The 25417-nt window shown below is 75.1% G+C and carries 28 protein-coding genes, 1 tRNA gene and 1 pseudogene; 15 read left to right on the top strand and 15 right to left on the bottom strand.

All coding sequences use genetic code 11. The annotated features are described in order from the left end of the window. The first annotated feature begins 57 nt into the window (after positions 1-57). The 3 genes from ANAE109_RS03935 (at position 58) to ANAE109_RS03925 (ending at position 2522) form a co-directional block, all read left to right on the top strand. A complete protein-coding gene (locus tag ANAE109_RS03935; protein WP_041448110.1) occupies positions 58-285 on the top strand; it encodes an anti-sigma factor in 228 nt (75 codons plus the stop codon). 87 nt (positions 286-372) lie between these two features. After that, entirely contained in the window at positions 373-1740 is a 1368-nt protein-coding gene (locus tag ANAE109_RS03930; RefSeq protein WP_200860880.1) for an FAD-dependent oxidoreductase, read from the top strand. A 14-nt stretch (positions 1741-1754) separates the two neighbouring features. Beyond that, a complete protein-coding gene (locus tag ANAE109_RS03925) occupies positions 1755-2522 on the top strand; it encodes a sulfite exporter TauE/SafE family protein (protein ID WP_011985083.1) in 768 nt (255 codons plus the stop codon). Between the two features lie 18 nt (positions 2523-2540). Here the strand turns inward: ANAE109_RS03925 and ANAE109_RS23225 are convergent, their stop codons facing one another. From ANAE109_RS23225 to hisD, 14 genes and pseudogenes are all read right to left on the bottom strand, one after another. Next, a complete protein-coding gene (locus ANAE109_RS23225; protein ID WP_011985082.1) occupies positions 2541-3305 on the bottom strand; it encodes a ribonuclease HI family protein in 765 nt (254 codons plus the stop codon). Positions 3306-3311: 6 nt separating this feature from the next. Then, a complete protein-coding gene (locus ANAE109_RS03915) occupies positions 3312-4052 on the bottom strand; it encodes a zinc ribbon domain-containing protein (RefSeq protein ID WP_011985081.1) in 741 nt (246 codons plus the stop codon). 19 nt (positions 4053-4071) lie between these two features. After that, a tRNA-Ile gene (locus tag ANAE109_RS03910) sits at positions 4072-4144 on the bottom strand. Positions 4145-4182: 38 nt separating this feature from the next. Beyond that, a complete protein-coding gene (gene rpoD, locus ANAE109_RS03905) occupies positions 4183-6642 on the bottom strand; it encodes an RNA polymerase sigma factor RpoD (protein WP_011985080.1) in 2460 nt (819 codons plus the stop codon). Beyond that, positions 6639-8498, bottom strand: coding sequence for a DNA primase (gene dnaG / locus ANAE109_RS03900; protein ID WP_255342642.1), 1860 nt, complete (start codon positions 8496-8498; stop codon positions 6639-6641). The genes rpoD and dnaG overlap by 4 nt, the downstream gene beginning before the upstream one ends. Positions 8499-8555: 57 nt before the next feature. Continuing rightward, entirely contained in the window at positions 8556-9005 is a 450-nt protein-coding gene (locus tag ANAE109_RS03895; RefSeq protein WP_011985078.1) for a GatB/YqeY domain-containing protein, read from the bottom strand. A 19-nt stretch (positions 9006-9024) separates the two neighbouring features. Continuing rightward, positions 9025-9219 carry a 30S ribosomal protein S21 gene (gene rpsU / locus ANAE109_RS03890; protein ID WP_011985077.1) on the bottom strand — a complete coding sequence of 65 codons (195 nt, stop codon included), beginning with the start codon at positions 9217-9219 and terminating at the stop codon, positions 9025-9027. Positions 9220-9349: 130 nt separating this feature from the next. Continuing rightward, complete coding sequence (gene hisE, locus ANAE109_RS03885) at positions 9350-9691, bottom strand: phosphoribosyl-ATP diphosphatase (protein ID WP_049768512.1); 342 nt, start codon at positions 9689-9691, stop codon at positions 9350-9352. A 32-nt stretch (positions 9692-9723) separates the two neighbouring features. Then, positions 9724-10059: pseudogene (gene hisI / locus ANAE109_RS26110) on the bottom strand (phosphoribosyl-AMP cyclohydrolase); the annotation flags it as partial. A gap of 160 nt (positions 10060-10219) precedes the next feature. Continuing rightward, positions 10220-10981 (bottom strand): imidazole glycerol phosphate synthase subunit HisF, encoded by a 762-nt coding sequence (hisF, locus tag ANAE109_RS03880; RefSeq protein WP_011985076.1) that lies wholly within the window; start codon positions 10979-10981, stop codon positions 10220-10222. A 14-nt stretch (positions 10982-10995) separates the two neighbouring features. Then, complete coding sequence (gene hisA, locus ANAE109_RS03875) at positions 10996-11712, bottom strand: 1-(5-phosphoribosyl)-5-[(5-phosphoribosylamino)methylideneamino]imidazole-4-carboxamide isomerase (protein ID WP_011985075.1); 717 nt, start codon at positions 11710-11712, stop codon at positions 10996-10998. A gap of 8 nt (positions 11713-11720) precedes the next feature. After that, entirely contained in the window at positions 11721-12335 is a 615-nt protein-coding gene (gene hisH, locus ANAE109_RS03870; RefSeq protein WP_011985074.1) for an imidazole glycerol phosphate synthase subunit HisH, read from the bottom strand. A 58-nt stretch (positions 12336-12393) separates the two neighbouring features. Next, on the bottom strand, positions 12394-13011 hold the full coding sequence (gene hisB, locus ANAE109_RS03865; protein WP_011985073.1) for an imidazoleglycerol-phosphate dehydratase HisB: 618 nt from the start codon (positions 13009-13011) through the stop codon (positions 12394-12396). Further along, positions 13008-14429, bottom strand: coding sequence for a histidinol dehydrogenase (hisD, locus tag ANAE109_RS03860; RefSeq protein ID WP_011985072.1), 1422 nt, complete (start codon positions 14427-14429; stop codon positions 13008-13010). The genes hisB and hisD overlap by 4 nt, the downstream gene beginning before the upstream one ends. Positions 14430-14602: 173 nt before the next feature. Here hisD and ANAE109_RS03855 point away from each other — a divergent pair, with 173 nt between their 5' ends. Further along, the gene (locus ANAE109_RS03855; protein ID WP_011985071.1) at positions 14603-15718 is read left to right on the top strand and encodes a VIT1/CCC1 family protein; all 1116 of its coding nucleotides are present in this window, start codon (positions 14603-14605) and stop codon (positions 15716-15718) included. 93 nt (positions 15719-15811) lie between these two features. Here ANAE109_RS03855 and ANAE109_RS03850 read toward each other — a convergent pair whose 3' ends face one another. Beyond that, complete coding sequence (locus ANAE109_RS03850; protein ID WP_011985070.1) at positions 15812-17125, bottom strand: flavohemoglobin expression-modulating QEGLA motif protein; 1314 nt, start codon at positions 17123-17125, stop codon at positions 15812-15814. Between the two features lie 160 nt (positions 17126-17285). On the opposite strand from ANAE109_RS03850, the gene ANAE109_RS03845 reads away from it, so the two are divergent. The 11 genes from ANAE109_RS03845 (at position 17286) to ANAE109_RS03795 (ending at position 25375) form a co-directional block, all read left to right on the top strand. Continuing rightward, positions 17286-17705 carry a hypothetical protein gene (locus tag ANAE109_RS03845; protein WP_011985069.1) on the top strand — a complete coding sequence of 140 codons (420 nt, stop codon included), beginning with the start codon at positions 17286-17288 and terminating at the stop codon, positions 17703-17705. A gap of 7 nt (positions 17706-17712) precedes the next feature. After that, the gene (locus ANAE109_RS03840; RefSeq protein ID WP_011985068.1) at positions 17713-18066 is read left to right on the top strand and encodes a hypothetical protein; all 354 of its coding nucleotides are present in this window, start codon (positions 17713-17715) and stop codon (positions 18064-18066) included. 12 nt (positions 18067-18078) lie between these two features. Then, the gene (locus tag ANAE109_RS03835; protein ID WP_011985067.1) at positions 18079-18798 is read left to right on the top strand and encodes a secretion protein; all 720 of its coding nucleotides are present in this window, start codon (positions 18079-18081) and stop codon (positions 18796-18798) included. Beyond that, positions 18795-19121, top strand: coding sequence for a hypothetical protein (locus ANAE109_RS03830; RefSeq protein WP_041448107.1), 327 nt, complete (start codon positions 18795-18797; stop codon positions 19119-19121). Before ANAE109_RS03835 ends, ANAE109_RS03830 begins: the two co-directional genes overlap by 4 nt. A 155-nt stretch (positions 19122-19276) precedes the next feature. Then, complete coding sequence (locus ANAE109_RS03825; protein ID WP_041448106.1) at positions 19277-20257, top strand: FliM/FliN family flagellar motor switch protein; 981 nt, start codon at positions 19277-19279, stop codon at positions 20255-20257. Continuing rightward, positions 20254-20616 carry a flagellar biosynthetic protein FliO gene (locus ANAE109_RS03820; RefSeq protein ID WP_011985065.1) on the top strand — a complete coding sequence of 121 codons (363 nt, stop codon included), beginning with the start codon at positions 20254-20256 and terminating at the stop codon, positions 20614-20616. The genes ANAE109_RS03825 and ANAE109_RS03820 overlap by 4 nt, the downstream gene beginning before the upstream one ends. Beyond that, the gene (sctR, locus tag ANAE109_RS03815; protein ID WP_011985064.1) at positions 20613-21284 is read left to right on the top strand and encodes a type III secretion system export apparatus subunit SctR; all 672 of its coding nucleotides are present in this window, start codon (positions 20613-20615) and stop codon (positions 21282-21284) included. Before ANAE109_RS03820 ends, sctR begins: the two co-directional genes overlap by 4 nt. A 5-nt stretch (positions 21285-21289) precedes the next feature. After that, on the top strand, positions 21290-21556 hold the full coding sequence (locus tag ANAE109_RS03810) for a flagellar biosynthetic protein FliQ (RefSeq protein WP_011985063.1): 267 nt from the start codon (positions 21290-21292) through the stop codon (positions 21554-21556). Then, complete coding sequence (locus ANAE109_RS03805; RefSeq protein ID WP_011985062.1) at positions 21553-22329, top strand: flagellar biosynthetic protein FliR; 777 nt, start codon at positions 21553-21555, stop codon at positions 22327-22329. The genes ANAE109_RS03810 and ANAE109_RS03805 overlap by 4 nt, the downstream gene beginning before the upstream one ends. Next, the gene (locus ANAE109_RS03800) at positions 22326-23357 is read left to right on the top strand and encodes a flagellar biosynthesis protein FlhB (RefSeq protein WP_011985061.1); all 1032 of its coding nucleotides are present in this window, start codon (positions 22326-22328) and stop codon (positions 23355-23357) included. The genes ANAE109_RS03805 and ANAE109_RS03800 overlap by 4 nt, the downstream gene beginning before the upstream one ends. Beyond that, positions 23354-25375, top strand: a complete 2022-nt coding sequence (locus tag ANAE109_RS03795) for a flagellar biosynthesis protein FlhA (protein WP_011985060.1) — start codon at positions 23354-23356, stop codon at positions 25373-25375. The genes ANAE109_RS03800 and ANAE109_RS03795 overlap by 4 nt, the downstream gene beginning before the upstream one ends. The last annotated feature ends 42 nt before the right edge of the window (positions 25376-25417 follow it).

The raw sequence follows: 25417 nt of genomic DNA, 5'->3' as shown, positions 1-25417 counted from the left end.
GGACCGGCTCCGCGCCCGTCCCTCGCGGCTCGAACATGGCGAACACGGAGGTCCGCCATGCGCTCCGGTCCGCCCGATCCCCTTCGCTGCGCCGACTTCTCGGAGCGGCTCTCGGAGCTGATCGACGGCGAGCGCGATCCCGCCGTCCTGGACCGCGTCAGGTGCCACGTCGCCGGCTGCTCGGCGTGCGCCAGGCTCGCGCTCGAGCTGCTCGTCACGGTCCAGGCGCTGCACGAGCTCTCGAACGCGGGGCATCCCGCGTGGAGCCCGGGCCGGCTGCACTGACCCATGGTTCGTGATTCGCGATCACCTTCGGTACGCGACCGCGCGAACCGGCTGCGAGGGGTCGCGGCTCGTATGGCGGAGGGGTCGATGGCCCGGATCGTCGTCGTCGGCGGCGTCGCGGCAGGGATGAGCGCCGCGAGCCAGGCAAAGCGTCGCGCGCCCGAGGCGGAGGTGGTGGTCCTCGAGCGCGGGCCGTACGTGTCCTACGGCGCGTGCGGGATGCCGTACAACCTCCTCGACCCCGGCCGCGCGATCGAGGACCTCGTCGTGATCACGCCCGAGCGGTTCCGCGACGAGCGCGGGATCGACGTCCGGACGCGCCACGAGGCGTCGGCGATCGACCTCGGGCGCAGGCGGGTGCGGGCGCGCGACCTCTCCTCGGGCCAGGAGCTGGAGCTGGGGTACGACGCGCTCGTCCTCGCGACCGGCGCGCGCGCGGTGCGGCCGCCGCTTCCGGGCATGGACCTGCCGGGCGTGTTCGTGCTGCGCGAGCTCACCGACGGCGCCGCCATGAAGCGGTTCCTGGCCGAGGCGGCGCCCCGCCGGGCCGTGATCGTGGGGGCCGGATACGTCGGGATGGAGATGGCGGAGGCGCTGCGCGCGCGCGGCCTCGCCGTCACGGTGCTCGAGAAGATGACCCAGCTCCTGCCCGGCTTCGCCCCGCCCGTCGTCGAGGCCGTCCAGCGGGAGCTCGCGCGCCACGGGGTCGAGGCCCACACCGGCGTCTCGGTGACGGAGATCCGCCGCGGCGACCGGGAGCTCGCGGTCGTGACCGATCGTGGCCCGTTCCCGGCGGACCTCGTCCTCGTCTCCGTCGGCGTGCGCCCGAACTCCGCGCTGGCCGAGGCGGCCGGCCTCGCCACTGGCGCGAGCGGCGCGATCGCCGTCGACGACGCCCAGCGGACGAGCGCGCCCGGCGTGTGGGCGGCGGGCGACTGCGCGGAGGCGAGGCACCTGGTGACGGGACGCCCGGCGTGGATCCCGCTCGGCACCACCGCGAACAAGCAGGGGAAGGTGGCGGGCGCGAACGCCGCCGGCGCGGACGAGCGGTTCGGGGGGATCGTGGGGAGCGCCGCGTTCAAGGTCTTCGGCCTGGAGGTGGGGCGCACCGGCCTCGCGCCGGCCGAGGCGAGCCGGGCGGGGCTCGACTTCGTGGCCGCGACCTCGACGCACCGCAGCCGTGGCCACGCCTATCCGGGCGCGAGCGAGATCACGACCGTGCTCCTCGCGGAGCGCGCGACGGGGCGGCTCCTCGGCGCTCAGCTGGTCGGCGCCGAGGGGGTCACCGGGCGCGTCGACGTCTACGCCACGGCGCTCACCGCCGGGTGGTCGGTCTCCGCGCTGGAGCAGCTCGACCTCGCGTACGCACCGCCGCTCGCCCCGGTCTACGACCCGATCCTCGTCGCCGCCGGCGTGGCGGAGAAGGCGCTCGCGAAGGCCCGCCGCCCGGCCTGACCGCACCGCGGGTGATGCACCTCCTCGTCCTCACGGCCTCCGGGCTGCTCGTCGGCGGCCTCCTCGGCGCCCTGGGCGCGGGCGGCTCCGTCCTGACCGTTCCGATCCTGGTGTACGTGCTGGGCGAGGACGTGAGCACCGCCGCCACCACCTCGCTCCTCGTCGTCGGGCTGGCCGCCGCGAGCGGCGCGGCCTCGCACTGGCGCGCCGGCACCGTGCGCCTCCCCACCGCGCTGGCGCTGTCCGGCGTCGCGTCGGCGGGCTCGATCGCGGGGTCGCTGCTGCGGGAGCGGCTCGGCGGGCGCGGGTTCCTGATCGCGTTCGCGGGGCTGCTCCTCCTCGCGGCCGCGCTCGTCTGGAGGCCCGCGGATCGCGCGCGCGGGGAGCCGCGGGAGTGCGTGCTGCGCCCGGACGTCCGCTCGTGCGCGAAGCTCGGGGCGGCCGGGATGGGGGTCGGGTTCCTCACCGGCCTCTTCGGCGTGGGGGGCGGCTTCGTGATCGTGACCGTCCTCCTGCTCGTCCTGTCGTTCCCGCCGCGCCAGGCCGTCGGCACCTCGCTCGTGGTGGTCGCCCTCGCGTCGGCGATGGCGCTCGCCGCGAGCGCGCGGGGCGCGCCCGCGGACTGGGAGGTGGCGATCCCGTTCGCGCTGGCGGGGGTGGCCGGCTCGGGCGCCGGGCGGCGGCTCGCCGCGCGCCTCGACGAGGCGCTCCTGCGGCGCGCGTTCGCGCTCGTGCTGGTGATCCTCTCCGCGTTCCTGTTCGCGCGGAACCTGCCGGGGTGAGGCCCCGATCCCCGCGGCCTACAGCCGCTCGTCGATCGCCCGGTTGCTCATCGCGTCCGCCTGCCCGTTCTCCTCCCGCGGGATGTGGCGGACCTGGATCCAGCTGAAGCCCTTCAGGAGCTGCTGCGCCTCGTCGTGGAGCGGCCGCAGGTGCTCGGCCTTCACGGCGTAGTCGCCCGCGAGCTGCTTCACGAGGAGCTCGGAGTCGGCGAACACCTCGAGCTCCTTGATGCCCATGGCCTTCGCGCGCCGGAGGCCGAGGATGAGCCCCATGTACTCGGCCACGTTGTTCGTGGACTCGCCCAGGAACTTGCCGACCTTCGCGACGATGTGGCCGTCGGGGCTCACGATCACCGCGCCGGCGCCGGCGGGGCCGGGGTTCCCGCGCGCCGCCCCGTCGGTGTAGAGCCGCGTGCGCTTCGCGCGCTCCTCCACCTCGGCGGCCGCCGCCTGGGCGGCCTCGCGCTGCGCCTGCGCGGCGCGCTCGCGGCGGCGCTGGTCGCGCTCGGCCTTCGAGAGCTCCATCGCCTCGTCGAGCTCCGTGGCCGAGCGGGCCGCGGCCTTCTCCACGTCGGTCTGCTTGCGGACCTTGATGCCCTTCGAGCCCGCTCCCGACGCGGCCCCCTCGCGCGCCTTCTCCGCCTCCTCGATGCGGTCGGCGGCGGCGTCGATGAGCTTGCCGAGCGTGTCCCGATCGTAGCCCGAGTAGCGCTGGAGCGTCCGGGGGAGCTGCTCGTTCGCGGCGATGAAGCGCAGGAGCTCGGCGAGGACGGGCTTCGGCACGGGCGCCTACGCGGGCGACGGCGCCGGCGGGTTGACCGCGTCGGCCGAGTAGATGATGCGGTTGCAGTTCGGGCAGGTCTCGATCGAGTTCGCCCGCTGCAGGGTGATGGCGAGCTGCGGAGGGATGTTGCGCTGACAGCCCTTGCAGGTCATGCCGACCACCGGCGCCACGGCGATCCCGGCCCGCCGCCGCTTGATGTTCTCGTACTTCGAGAGGAGCCCCGGATCGACGCGCTTCGCGGCCTCGGCGCGGCGCGCCTCGAGCTCGCGGAGCTTCTCCTCGGCGGCCGCGCCGCGCTTCGCGAGCTCCTCCAGCTCGGCCTGGGCGGCGAGCTCGCGCTCCGAGAGCGCCTCCGCCTTGGCGTCGAGCGCCTCGCGGAGCTGCACCGCCTGGGCGGCGAGCTCCTTCAGGTGCTCGCCCTGCGTGTCGTTCGTCTTCTTGGAGATGTCGATCTCGCGCGAGAGGGCGGCGTACTCGCGCGGCGTCTTGATCTCGCCGAGCCGGCCCTCCCACTTCTTCACCTTGTCGCGCTCCATCGCGAGCAGGCTGTCGAGCTGGCGCCGCTCGCGCTCGTTCGCCTCCAGGCGCGCCTTCTCCGCGTCCCAGGCTCGCCGCGCGTCGCCCACGGCGTCCTCGATGGTCGCCTTCTTGGCCGGGATCGCGCCGAGCGCCCCGTTGACCTCGTTCGCCTCGAGATCGATCTGCTGCAGCTCCTCCAGCGCCTTCAGCTTCTCACGCAACGACAAGGCAATCGCTCCCTCGGAATGGGCCCACCAGGATTCGAACCTGGATCGAATCGGTTATGAGCCGACCGCTCTGACCGTTGAGCTATGGGCCCAGGTCCCCGGCTGGCTCCGTCTACCACATCACGCCCCTCTAATTCTCGACGAAGCTCTTGAGCCGCTTCGAGCGGCTCGGATGGCGCAGCTTCCTGAGCGCCTTCGCCTCGATCTGCCGGATGCGCTCGCGCGTCACCTCGAAGTCCTGCCCGACCTCCTCGAGGGTATGGTCGCTCTTCTCGCCGATGCCGAAGCGCATGCGGAGGACCTTCTCCTCGCGCGGCGTGAGCGTGGCGAGCACCTTCCGCGTCTGCTCGGCCAGGTTCATGTTGATGACCGCGTCGGACGGCGACACGAGCGACTTGTCCTCGATGAAGTCACCGAGGTGGCTGTCCTCCTCCTCGCCGATGGGCGTCTCGAGGCTGATGGGCTCCTTGGCGATCTTGAGGACCTTGCGGACCTTGTCGAGCGGGAGCTCCATCTTCTCCGCGATCTCCTCCGGCGTCGGCTCCCGGCCGAGCTCCTGCACGAGGTAGCGGCTCGTGCGGATGAGCTTGTTGATGGTCTCGATCATGTGGACCGGGATGCGGATCGTGCGCGCCTGGTCGGCGATGGCGCGCGTGATCGCCTGGCGGATCCACCACGTCGCGTAGGTCGAGAACTTGTAGCCGCGCTTGTACTCGAACTTGTCCACCGCCTTCATGAGGCCGATGTTGCCCTCCTGGATGAGATCCAGGAACTGCAGGCCGCGGTTCGTGTACTTCTTCGCGATCGACACCACGAGGCGCAGGTTCGCCTCGACGAGCTCGGTCTTGGCGCGCTCCGCCTTGTGCTCGCCGTCGCTGATGGTGCGGTAGGTGCGGCGGAGCTCGTCCACCGGGACCTCCGCCTCCTCCTGGACGCGCAGCATCTTGCGGTACGCCGAGCGCACCGTCCGGTCGAGCTCCTCGACCTCCTCCGCCGAGCACCCGAGCTTCTTCCCGAGCTTCTTGCGCGCCCCCTCGTCCTCGCGCGCCTCGCGCAGGAGCCGCCGCAGCTCGCGCACCGGGACGGAGGTCGCCCGCTCGCAGTCGGCGAGCTCGCGCTCCGCCTCCTCCACCCGCTTGATGAAGCCCTTCAGGCGCAGGACGATCCGGTCGATCTGCTTCTTGTTGAGCTGGATGGCCTCGAGGTGCTCCATCATCTCGCCCTCGATGGTCTTGATCTCGCTCCTGAGCTCCTTGCGCTTCGGCTCCGAGACCTTCTTCGTCGTGAGGGTCTCCTTCACCTTCACGACGTCGTCCTCGAGCTTGCGGATGAGGTCGATGTGCTTCAGCACGTGCTCGACCTTGCGCTCCTCCTCCTTGGGGATCTTCGGGCGCTCGGGCTCGGCGCCCTCGGCCGCGCCACCCTCGGGGCCCTCGGCGCCCGCGGCCTCCGCGGAGGCCTCCTCGGCGCCCTCGGCCTCGAGCGACTCCTCCTCGATCTCCTCCTCCTCGCGCTCCGCCTGCTGCTCGTCGCCCGCGTCCTTGATGATCTCGCGGACCCGGATCTTGCCCTTCCGCAGCCGCTCGCCGAGCTCGAGGATCTCGCGGATCGCGATGCTCGACGAGAGCACCGCCGCCAGGATCTCCTTCTCGCCCTCCTCGATCCGCTTGGCGATCTCGACCTCGCCCTCGCGCGTGAGGAGCGACACCGACCCCATCTTCCGCAGGTACATGCGGACCGGGTCGTTGGACTTGCCGTAGCCGGGGTCCTCGTCCTCGTCCTTCTCCTCCTCGGCCTCCGCCTTGCCCTCGGGCTCCGGCGGCTTGTCCGGGAGCTTCATCTTCTTCTCTGCGCCGTCGACCACCTCGATGTCGTGCTCGCCGAACATCGACATGACGTCGTCGATCTGGTCCGAGCCGATGTCTGAGGGGAGGGCGTCGTTCACCTCGTCGTAGGTGAGGAAGCCCTTCTCGCGGCCCCGCTGCATGAGCGCCTTCACCTCGGACCGCTCGGTGATGTCGCTCATGTCGTCCTGGGGCAGGTCCTCGTCGAGCTCGTCGTCGTCCGCGGCGGCCTCGACCTCCTCGCCCTCCTCGGCGTCGGCCTCCTCGCCGTCGAACGGCTTCGCCGCCTTGCGGAGCTTCGGCCCCTTCCCCTTCGGCGGCACCACCGCGACCGGCGCGACGGCCTCGACCTTCTTCTTCGAGACCTTCTCCGCCTTCTCCGCCTTCTCCGGCGCCCGCGCGGCCTTCTCGACCACCTTCTCGGCCTTCTCCGGCTTGCGGGGCGCAGCCTTCTGCGGCTTCTGGGCGTGCGCCGCCTTCTCCACCTTGGCGGGCGAGCGGGCGACCTTCCCTGCGTGCTTCGGCGCGGCCTTCGCCTTCGCGGCCTTCGCGAGCCGCTCCTTCTCCCGCGGCGCCGGCTTCGCCTTCGGCTTGGCGGCGGGCTTCTTGAGCGGCTTCTTCGCGGCCTTCGTGGTCATGTGCCTCGGCTCCTTCGACTGCTCTGCACGATGTGGCGCCTTTGTAACGGGTCTGGGACGGGCGAGCCCGGCGAACTTTCCTAGAATGCTCCGCAGCTTGCGTTTCATCCGCCGCGCTCCAACGAATGCAGGCGGCGCTGCAGATCCCGCTTCTGGTTGACGAGCCGCTGGTACTGGATGGAGAGGTCGTCCACGGCCGCGCTGCCCGCCTTGACGACGCGCCGCTCGGCCTCTCCCATCTCCAACGCCAGCCGCTCCAGCTTCGATTTCAAGGCAGCCTTCCTGAGCTCGACGCCGGCGCGCTCCGCCGGCGGCCGGGCCGGGCCGGCGATCTCGCGGACGCGCCGCAGCGCGTCGTCGTCGCCCGCCTCCTGCACCCGCGCCAGCGCCGCGTCCAGCGGCAGCGGCCCGCGGATGAGGTCGCGCGCGAGATCGGCGAGCGGCCCGGGGGGCATGAGCCCGGGCAGGTTCTCCTCCTCGGCGATCCCGGCGAGGGCCTCGGGGAACGCGGCGAGCAGGCCGAGGGCATCGGCCGCCGGGCCCGGCAGGAGCACCTTCACCCGGCTCCCGGGCGCCGTGCGCGGCGGCCGCGGCGCCGGGGCGGCCTCCGGCCGGGCGAGCGCCGGCCGCCGGGGACGTTCCCCTTCGAGCTCGGCGCGGAGCGCCCCGGAATCCAGATCGAGCCGCTTCGCGATGGCGTCCTCGAACACGGAACGCGCGAGCCCCTCCGGCATCATCCGCACGAACGGGGTCAGCTCGCGGACGGCGGCCAGCTTCTCCTCGAGCGCCGCCTGCCTCGCCGGACCCCCGCACGTCCGCTCGACCGCCCGGTCGATGAGGTGCTCGGAGAGCGGGCTCGCCCGCTCGAGGAGCGCCTCGACGCCGGCACGCCCGTGGGCGCGGGCGTACTCGTCGGGATCGGTCTTGCCTCCCTCCGACGGCAGGACGGCGACCTTGCCCGCGACGCCGGCCGGGAACAGCGCCGCCGCCGCCTTGGCGGGCGCGGCGAGCCCGGCGACGTCGCCGTCGAAGAGCACCGTCACCTCGCGGCAGTCGCAGCGCTGCAGGAGCTCGACGTGCTCCGCCGTGAGCGCCGTGCCGCAGACCGCCACGGCGTTCGTGATCCCGGCCTGGTGCAGCCCGATCACGTCGAAGTAGCCCTCCACCAGCAGGGCGGCGCGCGCCTTCCGGATGGTCTCGCGCGCGAGGTCGAGGCCGTAGAGCACCTTGGACTTCTTGTAGAGCGGCGTCTCGGGCGTGTTGATGTACTTCGCCCCCGCCTTGGCGGACGCCTCGCCCGGCATGGAGCGGCCGCCGAAGCCGATCACCTGCCCGTCCATCCCGGCGATCGGGAACATGAGCCGGTTGCGGAAGCGGTCGTAGGCACCGCCCTGCTCCTTCTCCACGAGGAGCCCGGCGCGCATCAGCGCGGGGGCGGCGACGCCCTTCTCGGCGACGCGCGAGGCGAGATCGCTCCACCCGTCGGCGGAGATCCCGATCCGGAAGCGGCGGGTGGACTCCTCACCCACGCCGCGCTCCTCGAGGTACCGGCGGGCCGCCTCGCCGAAGCGGCTCTGCAGGCGGGCCGCCCAGTAGCGCGCCGCGGCCTCGCAGGCGGCGAGGACCTCGTTGCGCTCCTTGCGGCGCTGGCGCGCCTCGGCGCCGTCCTCCTCCGCCGCGTCGGGGATCTCGATCCCCACCTCCTGCGCGAGCGCCTTCACCACCTCGGGGAACTCCTTGCCCTCGAGCCGCTGCAGGAACGTGAACACGTCGCCGTACGCGCCGCAGCCATAGCACTTGAAGTGCTTGTCCTCCGGGTACACGTGAAAGCTCGGCGTGCGCTCCCCGTGGAACACGCAGCAACCCTTCCAAGTCCGCCCGGACCTCTTGAGCTCCACGTGGCGGCCGATCACCGCCACGACGTCCACGCGATCCCGGACCTGCTCGATGAGCGCCTCGGGGATCAGGAGCTTCCTCTCCGGTGCGGACGCGCGGACCCCCGCGCGCCGGTGGGAACGGCGCTACTTCGCGGCGAGGCGCGCCTTCACCATGTCGCTGACCGCCTTCCCCTCCGCGCGGCCCTGCACCTCGGGCAGGAGGGCCTTCATCACCGCCCCCATGTCCTTCGGCCCCTTCGCCCCGGTCCGGGCGATCGCCTCGTCCACCTTGGCGCGCAGCTCGTCCTCACCGAGCTGCGCCGGGAGGTAGGTCTGGAGGACGGCGATCTCCGCCTCCTCCTTGTCCGCGAGGTCCGCGCGGTTCCCGGCGCGGTACTGCTCGACCGAGTCGCGCCGCCGCTTGATCTCCGTGGCGACGACGGCCAGCACGCCGGCGTCGTCGAGCGGCTTCATCACCTCGATCTCGCGGTACTTGATGGCGCTCTTCAGCATGCGGATCACGCTCAGCTTCGCCGCGTCCTTCTCGCGCATCGCGGCCTTCATGTCCGCGTCGAGCGTCTCCTTCAGCGCCATCGTGACCCCTCCCGAGCGGCTAGAAGCTCTTCCGCATCTTCTTCATCGCGCGCTTCTTGGCGGCGAGGGCCTTCTTCTTGCGCTTCACGGACGGCTTCTCGTAGTGCTCGCGCTTGCGGATCTCCGAGAGGATGCCCGCCTTCTCGCACTGCTTCTTGAAGCGCTTCATCGCATTCTCGAAGGACTCGCCGTCCTTGACGCGCACGCCGGTCATTCAGTTCGTCTCCGCTCTTTCTTCGGTGTCTCTCGGGTTTACCGCCGAAACGCAAACGAGCCGGGCACCCTCGGACGCCCGGCTCTCCGTGCGGCTGAGGGGCGGCTATTAGCCGAAATCCCCACCCCCGTCAAGGGGTTCCACCCCCGCCCGCCTTGGATCGGCGCGGCGCGCCGTGCCGCCGCTCGAGCACCGCGTAGACCTCCGCCGGGGTCACGTCCGCGGACGCGAGGAGCACGTACAGGTGATAGAGCAGGTCCGCCGCCTCGTGGGCGAGGTGGTCCTTCGAGTCCCGCCCGCTCTCCAGGGCCTGATGCGCCTCGTTCACCTCGTACGCTTCCTCGATGACCTTCCGCCGGGCGCGGGAGGGGTTCGAGAGGAGCTGCCGGGTGTAGCTCTCGGTCGCCCCGAGGTCCGCCTTGCGCGACTCGATCGTGGCCCAGAGCTGGGCGAGGAAGCGCTCGTCTGCCATGGAATCTCCAGTCTCTCCGAGAAGCAGCTGCGCGTGCCGGTGTGGCACGCCGGCCCGGTCTGCCGGACCACGTAAAGGACGGTATCCCCGTCGCAATCGAGCGCCATCGCCCGCGCCTCCTGGACGTGGCCGCTCGTGTCACCCTTCACCCAGATGGCCCGGCGGCTCCGCGACCAGTACGTCGCCCGCCCCGTCCTCGCCGTGTCGAGGAGCGCCTCGCGGTTCGCCCACGCGACCATGAGGACGGTGCCGTCCTCGTCCTGCGCCACCACGGGGACGAGCCCGCGCTCGTCGAACTTCACCCGCGCGACGAGGCCCTCGACTCGGGCCCGAGCCTCTGCCGCCAGCGCTTCCCGGCGCGCGGCCATGGGCCGCGTCATGGCCTCACCTCGATCTCGACGGGGCGTGCCGCCCCGCCCCGCGAGCGGAGCTCGCGGGGCCCCACCCCGGCTCGCCGGGGCCCTTGGCGCTCGTCTCGGGCCCTGGGCCCTGCGACGAGCGCTTCCCGGCGCGCGGCCATGGCCGGCGTCATGGCCTCACCTCGATGCCCTGGCCGCGCAGGTAGGCCTTGGCCTCCTGCACCGTGTGCTGGCCGTCGTGGAAGATCGAGGCGGCCAGCGCGGCGTCGGCGATGCGCAGCCCCTCGGCGAGGTGCTCGAGCGTGCCGACGCCGCCGGAGGCGATGACCGGGATGCTCACGGCCTCGCACACCCGCTCGAGGAGCTCGAGGTCGTAGCCCGCCCGCGTCCCGTCGCGGTCCATGCTGGTGAGGAGGAGCTCGCCCGCGCCGCGGCGGGCCACCTCGCGCGCCCAGGCCACGCCCTCGAGCCCCGTGGGCCGCGACCCGCCCGCCACGTAGACCTCCCACTCCCGTGGGGAGGTGTGGGGCCGCCGCTTCACGTCGATGGCCACGACCAGCGCCTGCGCGCCCGCGATGCGGGAGAGCCGGTCCACGAGCGACGGGTCCTTCACCGCCGCGGAGTTGACGGAGACCTTGTCCGCCCCCGCGCGCAGCAGCGCGACGAACTCCTCCTCGCTGCGCACGCCGCCGCCCACCGTCAGCGGCGCGAAGACGCGCGCGGCGGTGCGGGTGACGAGGTCGAGCAGCGTGCCGCGGTTCTCCTGCGTGGCGGCGATGTCGAGGTAGGTGACCTCGTCCGCCCCCTGGGCGTCGTAGCGCTGCGCGGCCTCGACGGGATCGCCGGCGTCGCGCAGGTTCTTGAAGTTGACCCCCTTCACGACGCGGCCGCCCTTCACGTCGAGGCAGGGGATGATGCGCTTTGCGGGCATGGGACGATCCGATCCTAGGCGGCCGCCGCGCGGATCGCCGCGGCGAGGTCGATGCGGCGCTCGTAGAGGGCCTTCCCCACGATGACCCCGGCGAGGCCCGCGGCGCGGCAGGCCGTGACGTCGTCGAGGGAGGCGACCCCGCCGGAGGCGACCACCGGGATGCCGGCCTCGGCCTGGATCCGCGCCGCCCCCGCCGCGTCGACCCCGGTGAACATGCCGTCGCGCGCCACGTCCGTGTACTCGACGAGCCCCACGCCGGCGCCCTTGACCTTGCGCGCCACGTCCACCGCGGCGAGGCCCGTCCCCTCGAGCCAGCCGGCGATCTTCACCTCGCCGTTGCGGGCGTCGATGCCGGCGCGGACCTGGCCGGGGAACCGCTGGCACGCCTGCTCCACGAGGCCCAGCCGCTCGACGGCCGCCGTCCCGAGCACCACGTAGCGCACGCCGAGCGCGAGCACCTTCTCGATGTCGGGCAGCGAGCGCAGCCCTCCGCCCAGCTCCACCTCGATGCCCGGCACCTCGCAGATGGCGCGCACCGCGTCGAGGTTCACCGGCCAGCCCGCCTTCGCGCCGTCGAGGTCGACCACGTGCAGCAGCGTCGCGCCGGCCCGGGCGAACTCCTCCGCCTTCTCGGCGGGGTGCCGCGCGTAGACCGTCTTGGTCGCGAAGTCGCCCTTCTCGAGCCGGACGGCCTCGCCGCCCATGAGGTCGATGGCGGGGATGACGAGCAAGGGGCCTCCTAGATCGCGACGAAGCGCGACAGCAGCGCGAGCCCGACCTGCTGGCTCTTCTCGGGGTGGAACTGGACCGCGAACAGGTTCTCGCGCGCGAGCGCCGCGCAGTACGTCTCGCCGTGCGTCGTCACGAGCGCGACGCCGGGCGCGTCCGCCGGAGCGGCGTAGGAGTGCGCGAAGTAGACGTAGGCGCCGTCCATCGGGGCGAAGAGCGGCGGGCGCGACCCCACGAGCCGCACCGGCGACCAGCCGATGTGCGGGAGCTTCACGCCCGCGGGCAGGCGCCGGATCCGGCCCTGCACGATGCCGAGCCCCTTCGCTCCGCCGGCCTCCTCGCCCTCCTCGAACAGGATCTGCAGCCCCACGCAGATGCCGAGCACCGGCGCGCCGCGCGCGATGGCGTCGCGCAGCGCCTCCGCGACGCCGCTCCGGCGCATCGCCTCGGCGCACTCCGGCATGGAGCCCTGCCCCGGCACCACCACGCGGTCGGCCCGCCGCACCGCCTCCGGATCGCGCGTGACGACGACCTGCGCTCCGACCTCGCGCAGCGCGTTCTCGACGGAGCGGAGGTTCCCCGCCCCGTAATCCACCAGCGCGATGGTCCCCGGCGGGCGCGTCATTCGAACCGGGGGAGCGCTCGGCTCCCCCCCTCGTGGGCGCGCATGCGCTCGCGCAGCCTCATAGCAGCCCCTTGGTGGACGGCAGGGCGGTGCCCTCGCGCGCCGTGGCCGCGCGGAGCGCGCGGGCGGTGGCCTTGAAGATCGCCTCCACCACGTGGTGCAGGTTCCGCCCGTACCGCACGTTCACGTGCAGGCAGATGCGCGCGTGGTTCACGAAGGCCTGCAGGAAGTCCTGCGTGAGGTCCACGTCGTAGGCGCCGATGAAGCGCTTGCCGGAGGGGAGCTTCGCGTTGAAGGTCAGGTGCGGCCGGCCGGAGAGGTCCACCACCGCCTCGACGAGCGCCTCGTCGAGCGGGACCACCGCGACGCCGTAACGGGCGAGCCCGGCCTTGTCGGCGGTCGCCTGCCGCAGCGCCTCGCCGAGCCCGATGCCGACGTCCTCCACGGTGTGGTGGGCGTCGACCTGGAGGTCGCCCTTGGCCTGGACGGAGAGGGTCAGGCCGCCGTGGCGGGCGATCTGGTCGAGCATGTGATCGAAGAACGGGAGGCCGGTCGCGATGCTGGACTCGCCGGGCTCGAGCCGCAGCTCGACCGAGACGTCGGTCTCCTTGGTCTTCCGCGCCACCTGTCCGCGGCGCGCCTTCGCCCCACCGGCCCTCGGGCTCGCCTGCTTCACCGCGCCCTCCTGCCCGCCGCCACGCGGGCCCCGCGGCGCTTCGCGCCGGACGCCGCCGCCTTCGACGCACCGCCGCGGCGCGCGCCGCTCTTGCCCGCGCGCGCGGGAGCGGCCGTCTTCGCGACCCGGACCGCCACCGCGCGCCAGTGTCCCTCGAGCCCCTCCGCCTTCGCGAGCGCCTCGACGGCGGGCGCCACCGCGGCGAGCGCGCGCGGCGTGAGCTCGAGCACGCTCATCCGCCTGCGGAAGGTCGCGACGGAGAGCGGCGAGGCGAACCGGGCGGTGCCCGCCGTGGGGAGCACGTGGCTCGGGCCGGCGAGGTAGTCGCCCACCGCCTCCGGCGTGCTGGTCCCGACGAACACCGCCCCCGCACGCGAGAGCCTGGAGACGAGCGACGCCGCGTTGCGCGCGTGCAGCGCGAGGTGCTCGGGGGCGAACGCGTCCGCGAGCCGCACCGCCTCGGCGAGGTCCTTCGTCACGACGGCCGCGCCGCGATCCTCGAGCGAGCGCCGCGCGATCTCCTGGCGCGGCAGATCGGCGAGCTGCCGCTCCACCTCCGCGCGCGTCGCCTCCGCGAGGCGCGCCGACGGCGTCACCAGCACCGACACCGCCCGCGCGTCGTGCTCGGCCTGGGCGATGAGATCGCTCGCCACCTCCGCCGGGTCGGCCGCGGCGTCCGCGAGCACCAGGATCTCGCTCGGCCCCGCGATCATGTCGATGTCGACCTGCCCGAAGACGAGCCGCTTCGCCGCCGCGACGTAGGCGTTGCCGGGCCCGCAGATCTTGTCCACGGGCGGCATGGAGGCGGTGCCGTACGCCATCGCGGCGACTGCCTGGGCGCCGCCGACCCGGTACAGCCGAGACACGCCCGCGACGTGGCAGGCGGCGAGCGTCCAGGCGTCCATCTCCCCGGTGCCCTTCACCCCGGGCGAGCAGACGTACACGTCGCCGACGCCGGCCACCCTGGCCGGGATGGCGGTCATGAGCACCGAGGACGGATACCGCGCGGTGCCGCCCGGCACGTAGAGCCCCGCGCGCGCGAGCGGACGGACCACCTGGGCGAGCGTCGCGCCGGTCGCGTCGCGGCGCGCGGGCACCTCGGCGTCGCGCTCCCGCCGGTGGAACTCGGCGATGCGCGTCGCGGCGAGCTTCAGCGCCCGGCGACCCTCGGCCGGGAGGCCCTCGAACGCCGCGCGGAACGCCTCCTTGCCGAGCACGAGCCCCTCGGCACCGCCCGGGTCCCAGCCGTCGAAGCGGCGGGTGTACTCGAGCAGCGCGGCGTCGCCGCGCGCGCGGACGTCCTGCACGATCGCCAGCGCCGCCTCGCGGACGGGGGCCTCGTCCTCGTCCGAGCCGCGGGCGCACACGCGCGCCCAGGCTTCGGGGAATGACGGATCACGGGTGTCGAGCTTCTGCACGGGTCTCTCCGGGGAGCCCGTTTTTATAGAACACCCGCCCCGAGGTTGGCGAGCCTTCCTGGCCGACGGCGCGGAAGCCGCCGCCGCCGCCTCCGCCCGTCGCGAGCCCGTCGATACTGCCGGTGTGCGTGCGGGCCGGTGAGGAGCGGGGCCACCCCTGGTACATTCCGCCCATGGCACCCCGCACCGACCTGTGGCTCCAGAACCTCCTCGACGAGCGCGACGGCGCCGCCCTGTACGAGGGGCTCGCGCGCCACGAGAGGGATCCCGCCCGCGCCTCGAGCTTCCGCGAGCTCGCCGAGGCCGAGCGGCGGCACGCGGAGCTCTGGCAGCGGAAGCTGGAGCGGGAGGGGGTGCCGATCCCGCCCGACCGGCCCAGCTCGCGGGTCCGCGCGATCGTCTGGCTCGCGAAGCGGCTCGGCTCGGCGGCGGTGGTGCCGATGGTCCTCGAGACGGAGGCGGGCGACGCCGACAAGTACGAGCGCCAGGGCGGGGAGGCGCGCGAGATCGCCGCGGAGGAGCGCGAGCACCGCAGCACGCTCGCCGGCATGAGCGAGGGCGCCCCCACCGACGCGAGAGAGATCATCGCCACGCGCGAGCGGTGGCACCGCGCCGGCCGCAGCTCGGGCTCGCTCCGCGCGGCCGTGTTCGGGATGAACGACGGCCTCGTCTCGAACCTCTCGCTCATCCTCGGCGTGTCGGGGGCGGGCGTCGCGCCCGAGGCGGTGGTCGTCACCGGGTTCGCCGGGCTCCTCGCCGGCGCCTTCTCCATGGCGGCCGGCGAGTACACCTCGGTGGCGAGCCAGCGCGACCTGCTGGCCCGGCAGGTGGAGCTGGAGCGGCGCGAGATCGCCGAGGCCCCCGAGGAGGAGGCCGCGGAGCTCACCCTCATCTTCAAGCAGAAGGGGCTCTCGACGGAGCAGGCGAGCCGCACCGCCGCCGAGCTGCTCAAGAACCCGGCGAGCGCCGCCGACACGCTCGTGCGCGAGGAGCTCGGCCTCGATCCGGAGGACCTCGGCTCTCCCATCGGCGCCGCCGTCGCGTCCTTCGCCCTCTTCTCCGTGGGCGCGCTCGTCCCGGTGCTGCCGTTTCTGTTCACCACCGGCACGCCCGCCGTCGCGATCGCCGCCGCGCTGGCCGGCACGCTCCTCGCCGCGGTGGGCGGGTTGCTCGGGTTCCTCTCCGGAACGAGCGTCGTTCGCTCCGCCGCGCGCATGGTCGGGCTCGCCGCGGTCGCGGCGGGCGTCACCTACGCGGTGGGGCGGATCTTCGGCGCGACGGTGAGCTGAGCGAGGCCACGAGGCGACGGGCCTCGGGCTGCGGGTCCAGCAGGAGCGACGCCCGTAGCCCGGCGAGCGGAGCCCGCAGGCTCCGGCGCGCCGCTACTCCCCGAGGTCGCCTTCGTCGGCCCCCATCGGCCCGGCCCGCTCCTCGCTGTCCTCGCGGTGCGCTCCGGCGACCTCCCCCGCCGGCCGCGCCCCCCTCCGGCGCGCCGCGTAGTAGCGCGAGACGCTCGGCAGGCTGAACCGGTTCATCGTCACGCTGTGGGTGGCGAGCGCGTTCAGCCGGTCGATGTCGATGAACCACTCGGGCAGGTACACCGGCCCGACGCACAGCCCTTCCTCCACCAGGTCGCGCACCAGCTCGGCGTCGTCCACGCTCATCTTCCCCGCCAGGAAGGCCCGCACGAGCTCCACGTCGCGCTGATCGAGCGCCGAGCGGATGAAGTTGAACGTCCGGCAGTAGCCGCGCTGGTAGGCGGCGTCCTTCGTGAACGGCGCGCCCCCCTCCACGAGCCCGCCGCGGAACACGCGTTCGCTCATGAGCGCCGCCTTCTCCGGCGGGAAGCGCGCGAGGAGGTAGCGGTACACCTCGAGGAAGTCGGCTCCGCGCGCCGCCATGTCGATGGCGATGGTCCGCTCGCCGAGCTCGATGTACCGCTCGTCCGTGATGTGGCCGGTGAGGAACTCGGTGACGATCCCGCCGCCCTCCTGCGACTCGGTGTGCCTGGGGAGGCCGACCCCGAGCACCGTCAGCACCGGCTGGCGGAAGCCGTTCATGGAGGTGAGCACGTGCCAGAGCCCCTCGTGGTGGGCGAGCGCGCGCACCTGCCGCTCCGAGAACCGCGCGCCCTTCCGCAGGGTGATGCGCGTCGCGCCCGCCGCGGCGTTGGCGGTGAGGCGCGTCGTCACCACCACCTTCACGTCCCCGCCCAGGAGCGGGTTGCAGAGCTCCTCGATCCGCCGCGCCGCCTCCTCCGCCGAGTGGACCTTCTCCTCGTCGCGGGCGCGCGGCCGGGAGGCCCACAGCCGCGCGATGGCGAGGTTGTCGACGTTGTGGTCGGGGAAGCGATCGCGCGGATCGCCGTAGACGCGGCGCGAGATCTCGTAGAAGCGCTTCGTCCCGCGCGCGGCCAGCATCCGCGTGATCGCCACGAACTCGTCGCACTTCTTCCGCAGCAGCTCCTCGACGGCGTTCCTGCCACGGATCTGCCGCCGGATCTCGCGGAGCTCCTTCACCTTGTCGGCCGGGTCGAACCCGAGGGGCGGGTACTCGGGGCGAGGCAGCTCCTTCGCCTCGTGCTTGAAGAACCGCTCGTGCACGTGCGGGCCCCAGTTGATCGCGCGGAGCACGCGGATGGGGCGCTGGGCGTGGACGATCTGATCGCTCAGGCGGCGGAGGTACTCGCGCGGCACCGGCCGACGTTACCACGGGCCCACCGCGAGTCCCGGCGGCGTCCGCGCCCCGGCCCCGAGCGTCCGCCGGACGTCCCCGCGCCGGGCCCCCGCCGCGCCGTTTCTCGGCGGAGGCGGCGCGGCACGCCCGTTGCTCGCCCGCCGGCCAGGAGGCCACGCCATGAAGCCGATCCCGTCGATCCACGTCGCGACCACCACCTCGAGGAAGACCGAGCCGTCCCGCTTCGGCATCACGCTCCGCAACGCCGCCGCGGGCGCCGCCCGCGGCATCGCCGCCTCGGTCGAGCTCGCCGCCCCGTACGTGCCGGGCGGCACCGTCCTGTCCGCGGCGGTGCGCGGGGCAGCAGGAACGCTCGCGACCGCGGACGGGGGCGCGCTCCGCTCCCCGGCGTCGGGAGCGGGCGAGGGCGACCTCCTCGAGGCCACCCGCGCGCTGCAGCAGCAGTCCCAGAGCTTCAACCTGCAGTACCTCCAGCTCCAGGAGGGCATGCAGCGCGAGAGCCGCGAGTTCACCGCGCTGTCGAACGTCATGAAGGTGAAGCACGACAGCGCGAAGTCCTCGATCAACAACATCCACTGAGGCCCCCATGCCCATCGCGCCCGTGGGCGCGGCGGCGGCGGCCAGCCCAGCCGCGCCCGTCGCGCCGCAGCAGGCCAGCTTCTCCGCCCACCTCGCGTCGAGGGCGCCAGCGCCGCCGCCCTCCGGCGACCAGCGGGCCCGGCCGAGCCCCGCGCTCGCCGCGCTCGAGGGCGTCGAGCGCGCGCAGCGGCGCCTCGACGACGTGCTCGCCGCCGCGCGCCAGGGCAGGACCTTCAGCGCGCAGGAGCTGCTCGGCCTGCAGGCCGAGGCCTACCGCGTGGTCCAGACGGTCGACCTCGCCTCGAAGCTCGTCGAGCAGGGCGCCCAGTCCGTGAAGCAGGCCCTCAACGCCCAGGTCTGACGGAGGTCTCCCATGCGACGCGCGATCCCGCTCCTGGTCCTGGCCACGGCCCTCTCCGGCTGCGCGGAAGAGGAGCTGCTGCACGGCCTCGACGAGGCGCAAGCGAACGAGGTCCTGGTCGCGCTCGACGAGGGCGGCCTCCCCGCGACGAAGCGGCGCGAGGAGGGATCGGACGGACAGTGGATGGTGGCGGTGGGCGCGCACGACGCCGCGCGCGCCCACCGGGTCCTGGCGGAGCGCGAGCTCCCGCGCGCGCGCCCCCCCGGCTTCGGGGAGGTGTTCGGGAAGGGGTCGATGGTGCCGACGCCCACCGAGGAGCACGCGCTCTACCTCCACGCGCTCGCCGGCGAGCTCTCGCGCAGCGTCGAGAGCATCGACGGCGTCGTCGAGGCTCGGGTCCACCTCGGCCTGCCGCAGCCCGATCCGCTGCGCCCGGGCGACGTCCCCGCGCCGCGGGGCGCCGTGCTCGTGAAGTGCCGCCCGGCCGCGTGCGACGCCGTGCGAGCGCTCGAGGCGGGGATCCGGGCGCTCGTCGCTGGGGCCGCCGGCGGGCTCGAGCCGGGCGCCATCTCGGTGGTGATCGCGCCGGGCGCGGCCGCGGTTCCGTCCCCGGCGGCCCCGCGGCGAAGGTCGCCGCTCCTGCTCGGGCTCGCGGGGCTCGCGGGAGTCGGGGCGGCCGCCATCGCGGGCGCCACCGGCCTCCTGCGCCTCCGGGGCAGGAGCCCTCGATGAGTCCCGCTGATCGGCTCCTCGCCTGCCTCGCCGCCGCCATGGCGCCCCAGCGCGCCCCGGCGCTCCTCTCGCGCCTCGGCTCGGCGGGCGCGGGTGCGGCGCTGGCGCACGGGGGGCGGCTCGCGCTCACCGGCCGCGGCGACCGGCTCGCTGCGCTCGCGGCGGCGCTCGCCAGCGCGCACGCCGCGGCACCCGCCCGCCCGTCCCCGACCGCGGAGCGCGCGTCCGTCACCGGCGTGCTTCTCGCCCTCCGCGGCGGGCTCGCGCCTCCGGCAGCGGTCTCTCCCGTGCTCGCGCGCCTCTGCCGGGAACGGCTCGGCTGAGGTCGTGAATCGATCCCCGGGGACGGAGCCGGCTCGAGCCGGCCGCGCTCCGGTCGCCCCGTCCGTGCCGCGGCCCTTCTGGCCCGGTTCGCGCGGGAAACAACCGTGATCTCGCGCCACCTCGGGTTGGCATGCGCCGTGGACTGTCCGGAGCCATGCCGCTTCCCTTCGAGCTCCCCCTCGTGTCCCGTGGCCACGCCGAGCTGACCCGCGCCGCCCGCGCGCTCGGGGCGGAGGTCGCCTCCGCCGCCGCCGGGTCGCTCGCCTCGGTCGTCGGGGCGGACGTCGCCATCGTCGCCCGGCCTGTCGCGGGCCGCGTGCTCCCCCGCGCCGGCGTCGCGCGCCTCTCCGTGGACCTGCCCGCGCTGCCAGGCACCGCGAGCGTCGAGGTGGAGCCCGCGCTCGTCGTCGCGCTGGTCGACCGGCTGGCCGGCGGGAAGGGCGAGGCGCTCGGCGCGACCTCCCTCACGAGCGTGGAGTCCGCGGCGCTCGAGCTCTTCGCCCTGGCGGCGCTCGACGGTGCCTGCCAGCTCGCGGCGGTCGAGGAGACGCTCTCGCCGCGCCTCTGCCGCGCCACGCCCGAGCCTTCCGCGGCGCTCGCGGTCGAGCTCACCCTCACCGCCGGTGAGCTGTCGGGGCGGGCGCGGCTCCTCCTGCCCGCGGCGGCGGTGCGGGCGCTGCGCGGCGCGCCGGCCTTCGACGGCGACGCGGCGGGGATCGGGCTCGTCGCGTCGGTCCGGGGCGGCGCCGCGGCCCTCCGGACCGAGGAGCTCGAGGCGCTCGCGGCCGGCGACGTGGTGGTGCTCGACGGCGGCGCCGGGCCGCGTGCGCTCGTGCTCCCAGGGGGCGCGCGCCTGTCGGGCCGGCACGAGGACGGAACCTTTCACGTGGAGGAGATCGAGATGACCCAGCGGATGGCGCAGCTTCCGGTCGTGCTCGAGGTCGAGCTCGCCCGGGTGGAGGTGACCCTCGCCGAGCTCGCCCGGCTGGAGCCGGGCGGGATCCTGCCCCTCGCCCTGGACCGCCGCGGGCTGGTCACGCTGCGCGCGGGCGAGCGCGCGGTGGCGCGCGGGGAGCTCGTGGACGTGGACGGCGCGGTCGGCGTCCGCATCATCGACCTCGAGGTGACGCCGTGATCGCGCCGCGCGTCGCCGCGGCCGCCCTGGCGCGCCGGCGGATCCTCTGGCTGGCCGGGGCAGCGCTCGCGGCCGCCTCCCTGACGCTGGCGCCGGGCGGCCTCGGGCCGGTGGCCGCCCGCGGCGCGCTCGTCGCGGCCGCGCTGGGAGCCGCCGCCGTGCTCGCACGCCGCAGGGCGGCTCCACCGGGCGCGGCCGCCCCGGCGCTGGCGGTCGTCTCCCGCGCCTCGCTGGCGAAGGACACCGGCGTCGCGCTCGTCGAGCTCGGCGGGCGTCGGCTCCTCGTCGGCTTCGGCGCCGCCGGGGTCCAGCTCCTCTCCGACGTGCCCGCCGCCCGGCCGGGGGGGAGCGCGCCGTGATCCCGCTCGCGCTCGCGGCGGGCCCCGTCGCGGACCGGCCCGCGGAGCTGCTCGTCGTCCTCGCGGCGCTGGCGGTCGTCCCGGCGGCGCTGGTGATGCTGACCTCGTTCCTCAAGATCGTGGTCGTGCTCTCGATCGCGCGCTCGGCGCTCGGAGCGCCGCAGGTCCCGCCGAACACGGCGGTGACCGGGCTCGCCCTCGTCCTCACCGCGCTCGTCATGGCGCCCGTCGGAGAGCGCGCGGTGGCGGCCATGCGCGCCGCCCCGGCCGGTCACGGCGTCGCCGGCACGCTCGCGCAGCTCGAGCGCGGCTCCGATCCCCTCCGCGGCTTCCTCCTGCGGTTCGCGCGCGCGGACGACCGCGCCGCCTTCGTCGACGTCGCGCGGCGGCTGCGCGGACCCGACGCCGCTCCTCCCGCCGAGCGGGACCTCGCCGTCCTCGCGCCCGCGTTCGTGGTGTCGGAGCTGCGGCGCGCGTTCACCATCGGGTTCCTCGTGTTCGTCCCGTTCCTGGTCGTCGATCTCGTCGTCTCGAACGTGCTCCTCGCGCTCGGGCTCACCCAGCTCTCGCCGACCTCGATCGCCCTCCCCTTCAAGCTCCTCCTCTTCGTCGCGGTCGACGGGTGGAAGCTCCTCGCCCGCGCGCTCGCGCTCTCGTACGCCGGGTGATCACCATGGATCCCGCCCTCCTCCACGTCGGCCGCGAGGCCCTGCTCGTCGTGCTCGTCGTGTCGGCGCCGCCGCTCCTCGCCGCGCTGGCGGTGGGGCTCGTGACCGGCGTCCTCCAGGCCGCGACGCAGATCCAGGAGCCGACCGTGGGGGTGGTGCCGCGGCTCGGCGCCGTCCTCGTCGCGCTCGCCGTGGCGGCGCCCTGGATCGGCGCGCGCGTCGCCCAGCTCGCCCGCACCTGCCTCGACCTCACGCTCCGCATCGCGCCGTGACTCAGATCCTGCCCCCGGAGCTCGCGTCCCGCGCCCCCGGCGCGCTCCTCGCCGCGCTGCGCCTCCTGCCCGTGGCGATGGCGTCTCCGTTCCTCGGCGGTCCCCTCGTGCCGCCGATCGTGCGGGTCGCGCTCGCCGCTGGCCTGGGCGCGGCGGTGTCGGCGGCGAGCGCCCCGCCGCCCGTGGCGGACGGCCTCGCGCTCGCCGCGGCCGGCGCGCGCGAGCTCGCGCTCGGCGCCGTGCTCGCGTTCCTCGTCTCGGTGCCCGTGGAGGCCGCCCGCGCCGCGGGCCGGCTCGCCGACACCTTCCGCGGCGCCACCCTCTCCGAGCTGCACGTCGCGCCCATCCGCCAGCGCGAGAGCGCGGCGGGCGATCTGCTCGCCCACTGGGTCGTCGTCCTCGCCTCCTGGGCTGGCGGCGACCGGCTCGTGGTGCAGGGCCTGCTCTCGACCTTCGCCGCCGTCCCTCCCGGCGCGCGGGCGGCGCTCGGCGGCGCGCTCCCCGCCGTGCTCGCCGCGGCGGGCGAGCTGGTGGCGGCCGCGGTCGCCATCGCGGCGCCGGCCGCGGCGGGCGTGCTCGCCGTCGACCTCGCCATCGCGCTCGTCGCCCGCGTCGCCCCGCAGCTCGGCGCGGTCAACGCGGCTCAGCCCGCGCGCGCCGCCGTCGGGCTCCTCGCCCTCGCGGCGGCCGCCTCCGTCGCAGGTGGACGGCTGGCCGCGATGGTGGCGCTGTCGGGCCGCACGATCGGGAGCGCGGCGGGGATCGTCCCGTGACCGGCGACCGCACCGAACGACCCACGCCGAAGCGGCTCCGCGAGGCGCGCCGCCGCGGCGACGTCGCCCAGGGCCGCGAGCTCGGCGGCGCGGCGGCGCTCGCCGGCGGGCTCCTCGCGCTCGCGCTCACGGGCCCCTCCATGACGCGCGAGCTGGCGTCGCTCCTGCGCGCCCAGCTCCAGGCCGCGGCGCAGCCGTCCGCCGATCCCGCCGCGCTGCTGCACGCGGCGCTCGTGACGGTAGGGCGGCTCGCCCTCGCCCCCGCGAGCGCCGCCCTCGCCGCGGCCGTGCTCGCGGGCGCGCTGCAGACCGGCTTCGTCTTCGCCCCCGGCGCGCTCTCGCCGCGGGCGGAGCGCGTGAACCCGCTGCGGGGCCTGCGCCGGCTCCTCTCGCCGGCGAGCGCCCTCGCCGTGCTGCTCGGGCTCGCGAAGGCGGCGGTCCTGCTCGGGGTCGCCGTCGTCTGGCTCCGGTCCGCCGCCCCGAGCCTCGCCGGGCTCGCGCGGCTCGACGCGCGGGCGCTCTGGGGCTCGCTGCCGATGCTCGGCGGCCTCGTCGCGCGGCTCGTCGCCGCCTACGCGCTCCTGGCGCTCGGGGACGTCGCGCTCGCGCGCTTCCGCCACCGCCGGGCCCTCCGCATGACGCGCGACGAGGTGCGCCGCGAGCACAAGGAGGACGAGGGCGACCCTGCCCACCGGGCGGAGCGGCGCCGCCTGCACCGCGCCCTGCTCGAGGCCGGCCCCGTCTCCCGCGCCACGGTGGTCGTGGTGAACCCGACCCACGTCGCGGTGGCGCTGCGCCACGACCGCGACGGCGAGGACGCGCCGCGCGTCGTCGCGAAGGGGAGCGGGCCCGCCGCGGCCCGGATCCGGTCCGCCGCGCGGCGCGCCGGGGTCCCGATCGTGCGCGACGTCCCGCTCGCGCGCGCGCTCCACCGGCTCGCGGAGGTCGGCGACGAGATCCCGGAGGAGCTGTACGAGGCCGCCGCCGCGGTCCTCGCCCACCTGTACGGCCTGGAGGTCCCGCCATGATCCGCCTGCACCCGCTCCTCGCCCGCGTCCGCGGCGCCGGTGACGCGCTGTTCGCCGTCGCGGTCCTCTCGGTCGTGCTCCTGCTCGTCGCGCCGATCCCGCCGGCGGCGCTCGACGCGCTGCTCGCGCTGAACCTCGGCCTCGCCGCGACCGTCCTCGTCGCGACGCTCTTCGCGCGAGACGCGCTGCGCTTCGCGAGCTTCCCCACCCTGCTCCTCCTCACCACGCTCTTCCGCCTGGCGCTCAACGTCTCGTCCACGCGCCTCGTGCTCTCGCGCGGAGAGGCCGGACGGGTCATCGAGGCGTTCGGCCGGGTGGTGGTGCAGGGCAACTACGTGGTGGGCGCGGTCGTGTTCGCGATCCTGACGCTGGTGCAGCTCCTCGTCGTCGCGAAGGGCGCCGAGCGCGTGGCGGAGGTGGCGGCGCGCTTCACGCTCGACGCCCTCCCCGGCAAGCAGATGGCGATCGACGCGGACGTCCGCGCCGGCGCGCTCGACGCGGGCGAGGCGCGGAGGCGAAGGCGCGCCCTCGAGCGCGAGAGCCAGCTCTACGGCGCCATGGACGGCGCGCTCAAGTTCGTGAAGGGGGACGCGATCGCCGGCATCGCCATCGTGCTCGTCAACGTGACGGGCGGGCTCGTCGCGGGAGCGCTGCGCGGCATGGACGTCGGCGACGCCGCGCGCCGCTACGCCCTGCTCGCGATCGGCGACGGCCTCGTCTCGCAGATCCCGGCGCTCCTCGTCGCGGTCTCCGCCGGCGTCGCGGTGACGCGGGTCGCCGCGGAGGACGACGGCGGCTCCCTCGGCGGCGAGATCGGCCGCCAGCTCGCGGCGGAGCCGGCGGCGCTCGCGACCGTGTCGGCGCTCCTCGCGGCCCTCGCCCTCGCGCCCGGCCTGCCCGCCGCGCCCTTCGTGGCGCTCTCGGCCGCCGCGGCGGGCGGGGCGCTCCACCTCTCCCGCCGGCGCGCGCGCCAGGCCGCCGCGCAGGCGGAGGCCCCCGCCCGCGCCGACGACCCCTTCGCGCCCCCGGCGCCGATCGTCCTCGAGCTCTCCGACGACCTCCTCGACGAGGCGCGCGCCGAGGACGGGCGCGCGCTGCGCGACGCGCTGGCCACCCTCCGCGAGCAGCTCTGGCGCGAGCTCGGCGTCCAGGTGCCGCCCGTCGTGCTGCGCCCCGCCCCGCTCGCGGCCGGCGCGTGGGCGCTGCTCGTCGACGAGGTGCCCGTCGCGTCCGGCCGCGCTGCGCGCGGGGAGCGCCTCGCGCTCGTCGCCCCGGACGAGCTCGCGCTCGTCGGCATCGCGTCCACGCCGGCCGAGGATCCGGCCAGCGGCGGCGCCGCGTCCCTCGTGAGCGACGCCGACGCCGCCCGCGCCGCCGCGCTCGGCCTCGCGCTCGGTCGGGTGGAGCGCCTCGTCCACGAGGCGGGCGCGGGGCTGCGCAAGGCGGCGCACCACCTCGTCGGCGTCCAGGAGGCGCAGGCGCTCCTCGACGCGCTCGAGCCCTCCGCGCCGGCCCTCGTCCGCGAGGCGAGCCGCCAGCTGCCGCCCGCGCTCCTCGCCGAGGTCCTCCGCCGGCTCGTCGAGGAGGGCGTCTCGGTGCGACCGCTGCGGACCATCCTGGAGGCGCTGCTCGAGGCCGGCGGGCCGGCGCCAGGAGCGGCCGCGCTCGCCGAGGCCTGCCGCCGCGCGCTCCGGCGCCACATCGCGCACCGGTTCGCCTGCGACGGCCCGCTCGCCGCATTGCTCATCGACCCCGCCGCCGAGCACACGATCCGCGAGGCGCTGGCCGGCGAGGCGCTCGCGCTCGAGCCGGGCACCGCCCGCGCGCTGCTGGACGCGCTGGCGGCCGAGACGCACGGCGCGCGAGCGCCCCCGGTCATCCTCGCAGCCGGCGACGTCCGGCGCGCCCTTCGGGGCCTCGTCGCTCCACGCTTCCCGCGCGTCGCGGTGCTCGCCTTCGAGGAGCTCCCCCCGGACCTGGCGGTCCGTCCGGTGGGGCGGCTCGGCCTGGCGGCGTGAGCCGGACGATGAAAACACGACGGGCCGCGGCAGGTTGGCCGC

The sequence above is a fragment of the Anaeromyxobacter sp. Fw109-5 genome (genome assembly GCF_000017505.1).
Taxonomy (GTDB): Bacteria; Myxococcota; Myxococcia; order Myxococcales; family Anaeromyxobacteraceae; genus Anaeromyxobacter.
Note: the sequence above shows the minus strand (reverse complement) of the source record. Positions and strands in the feature narration are given on the sequence as shown.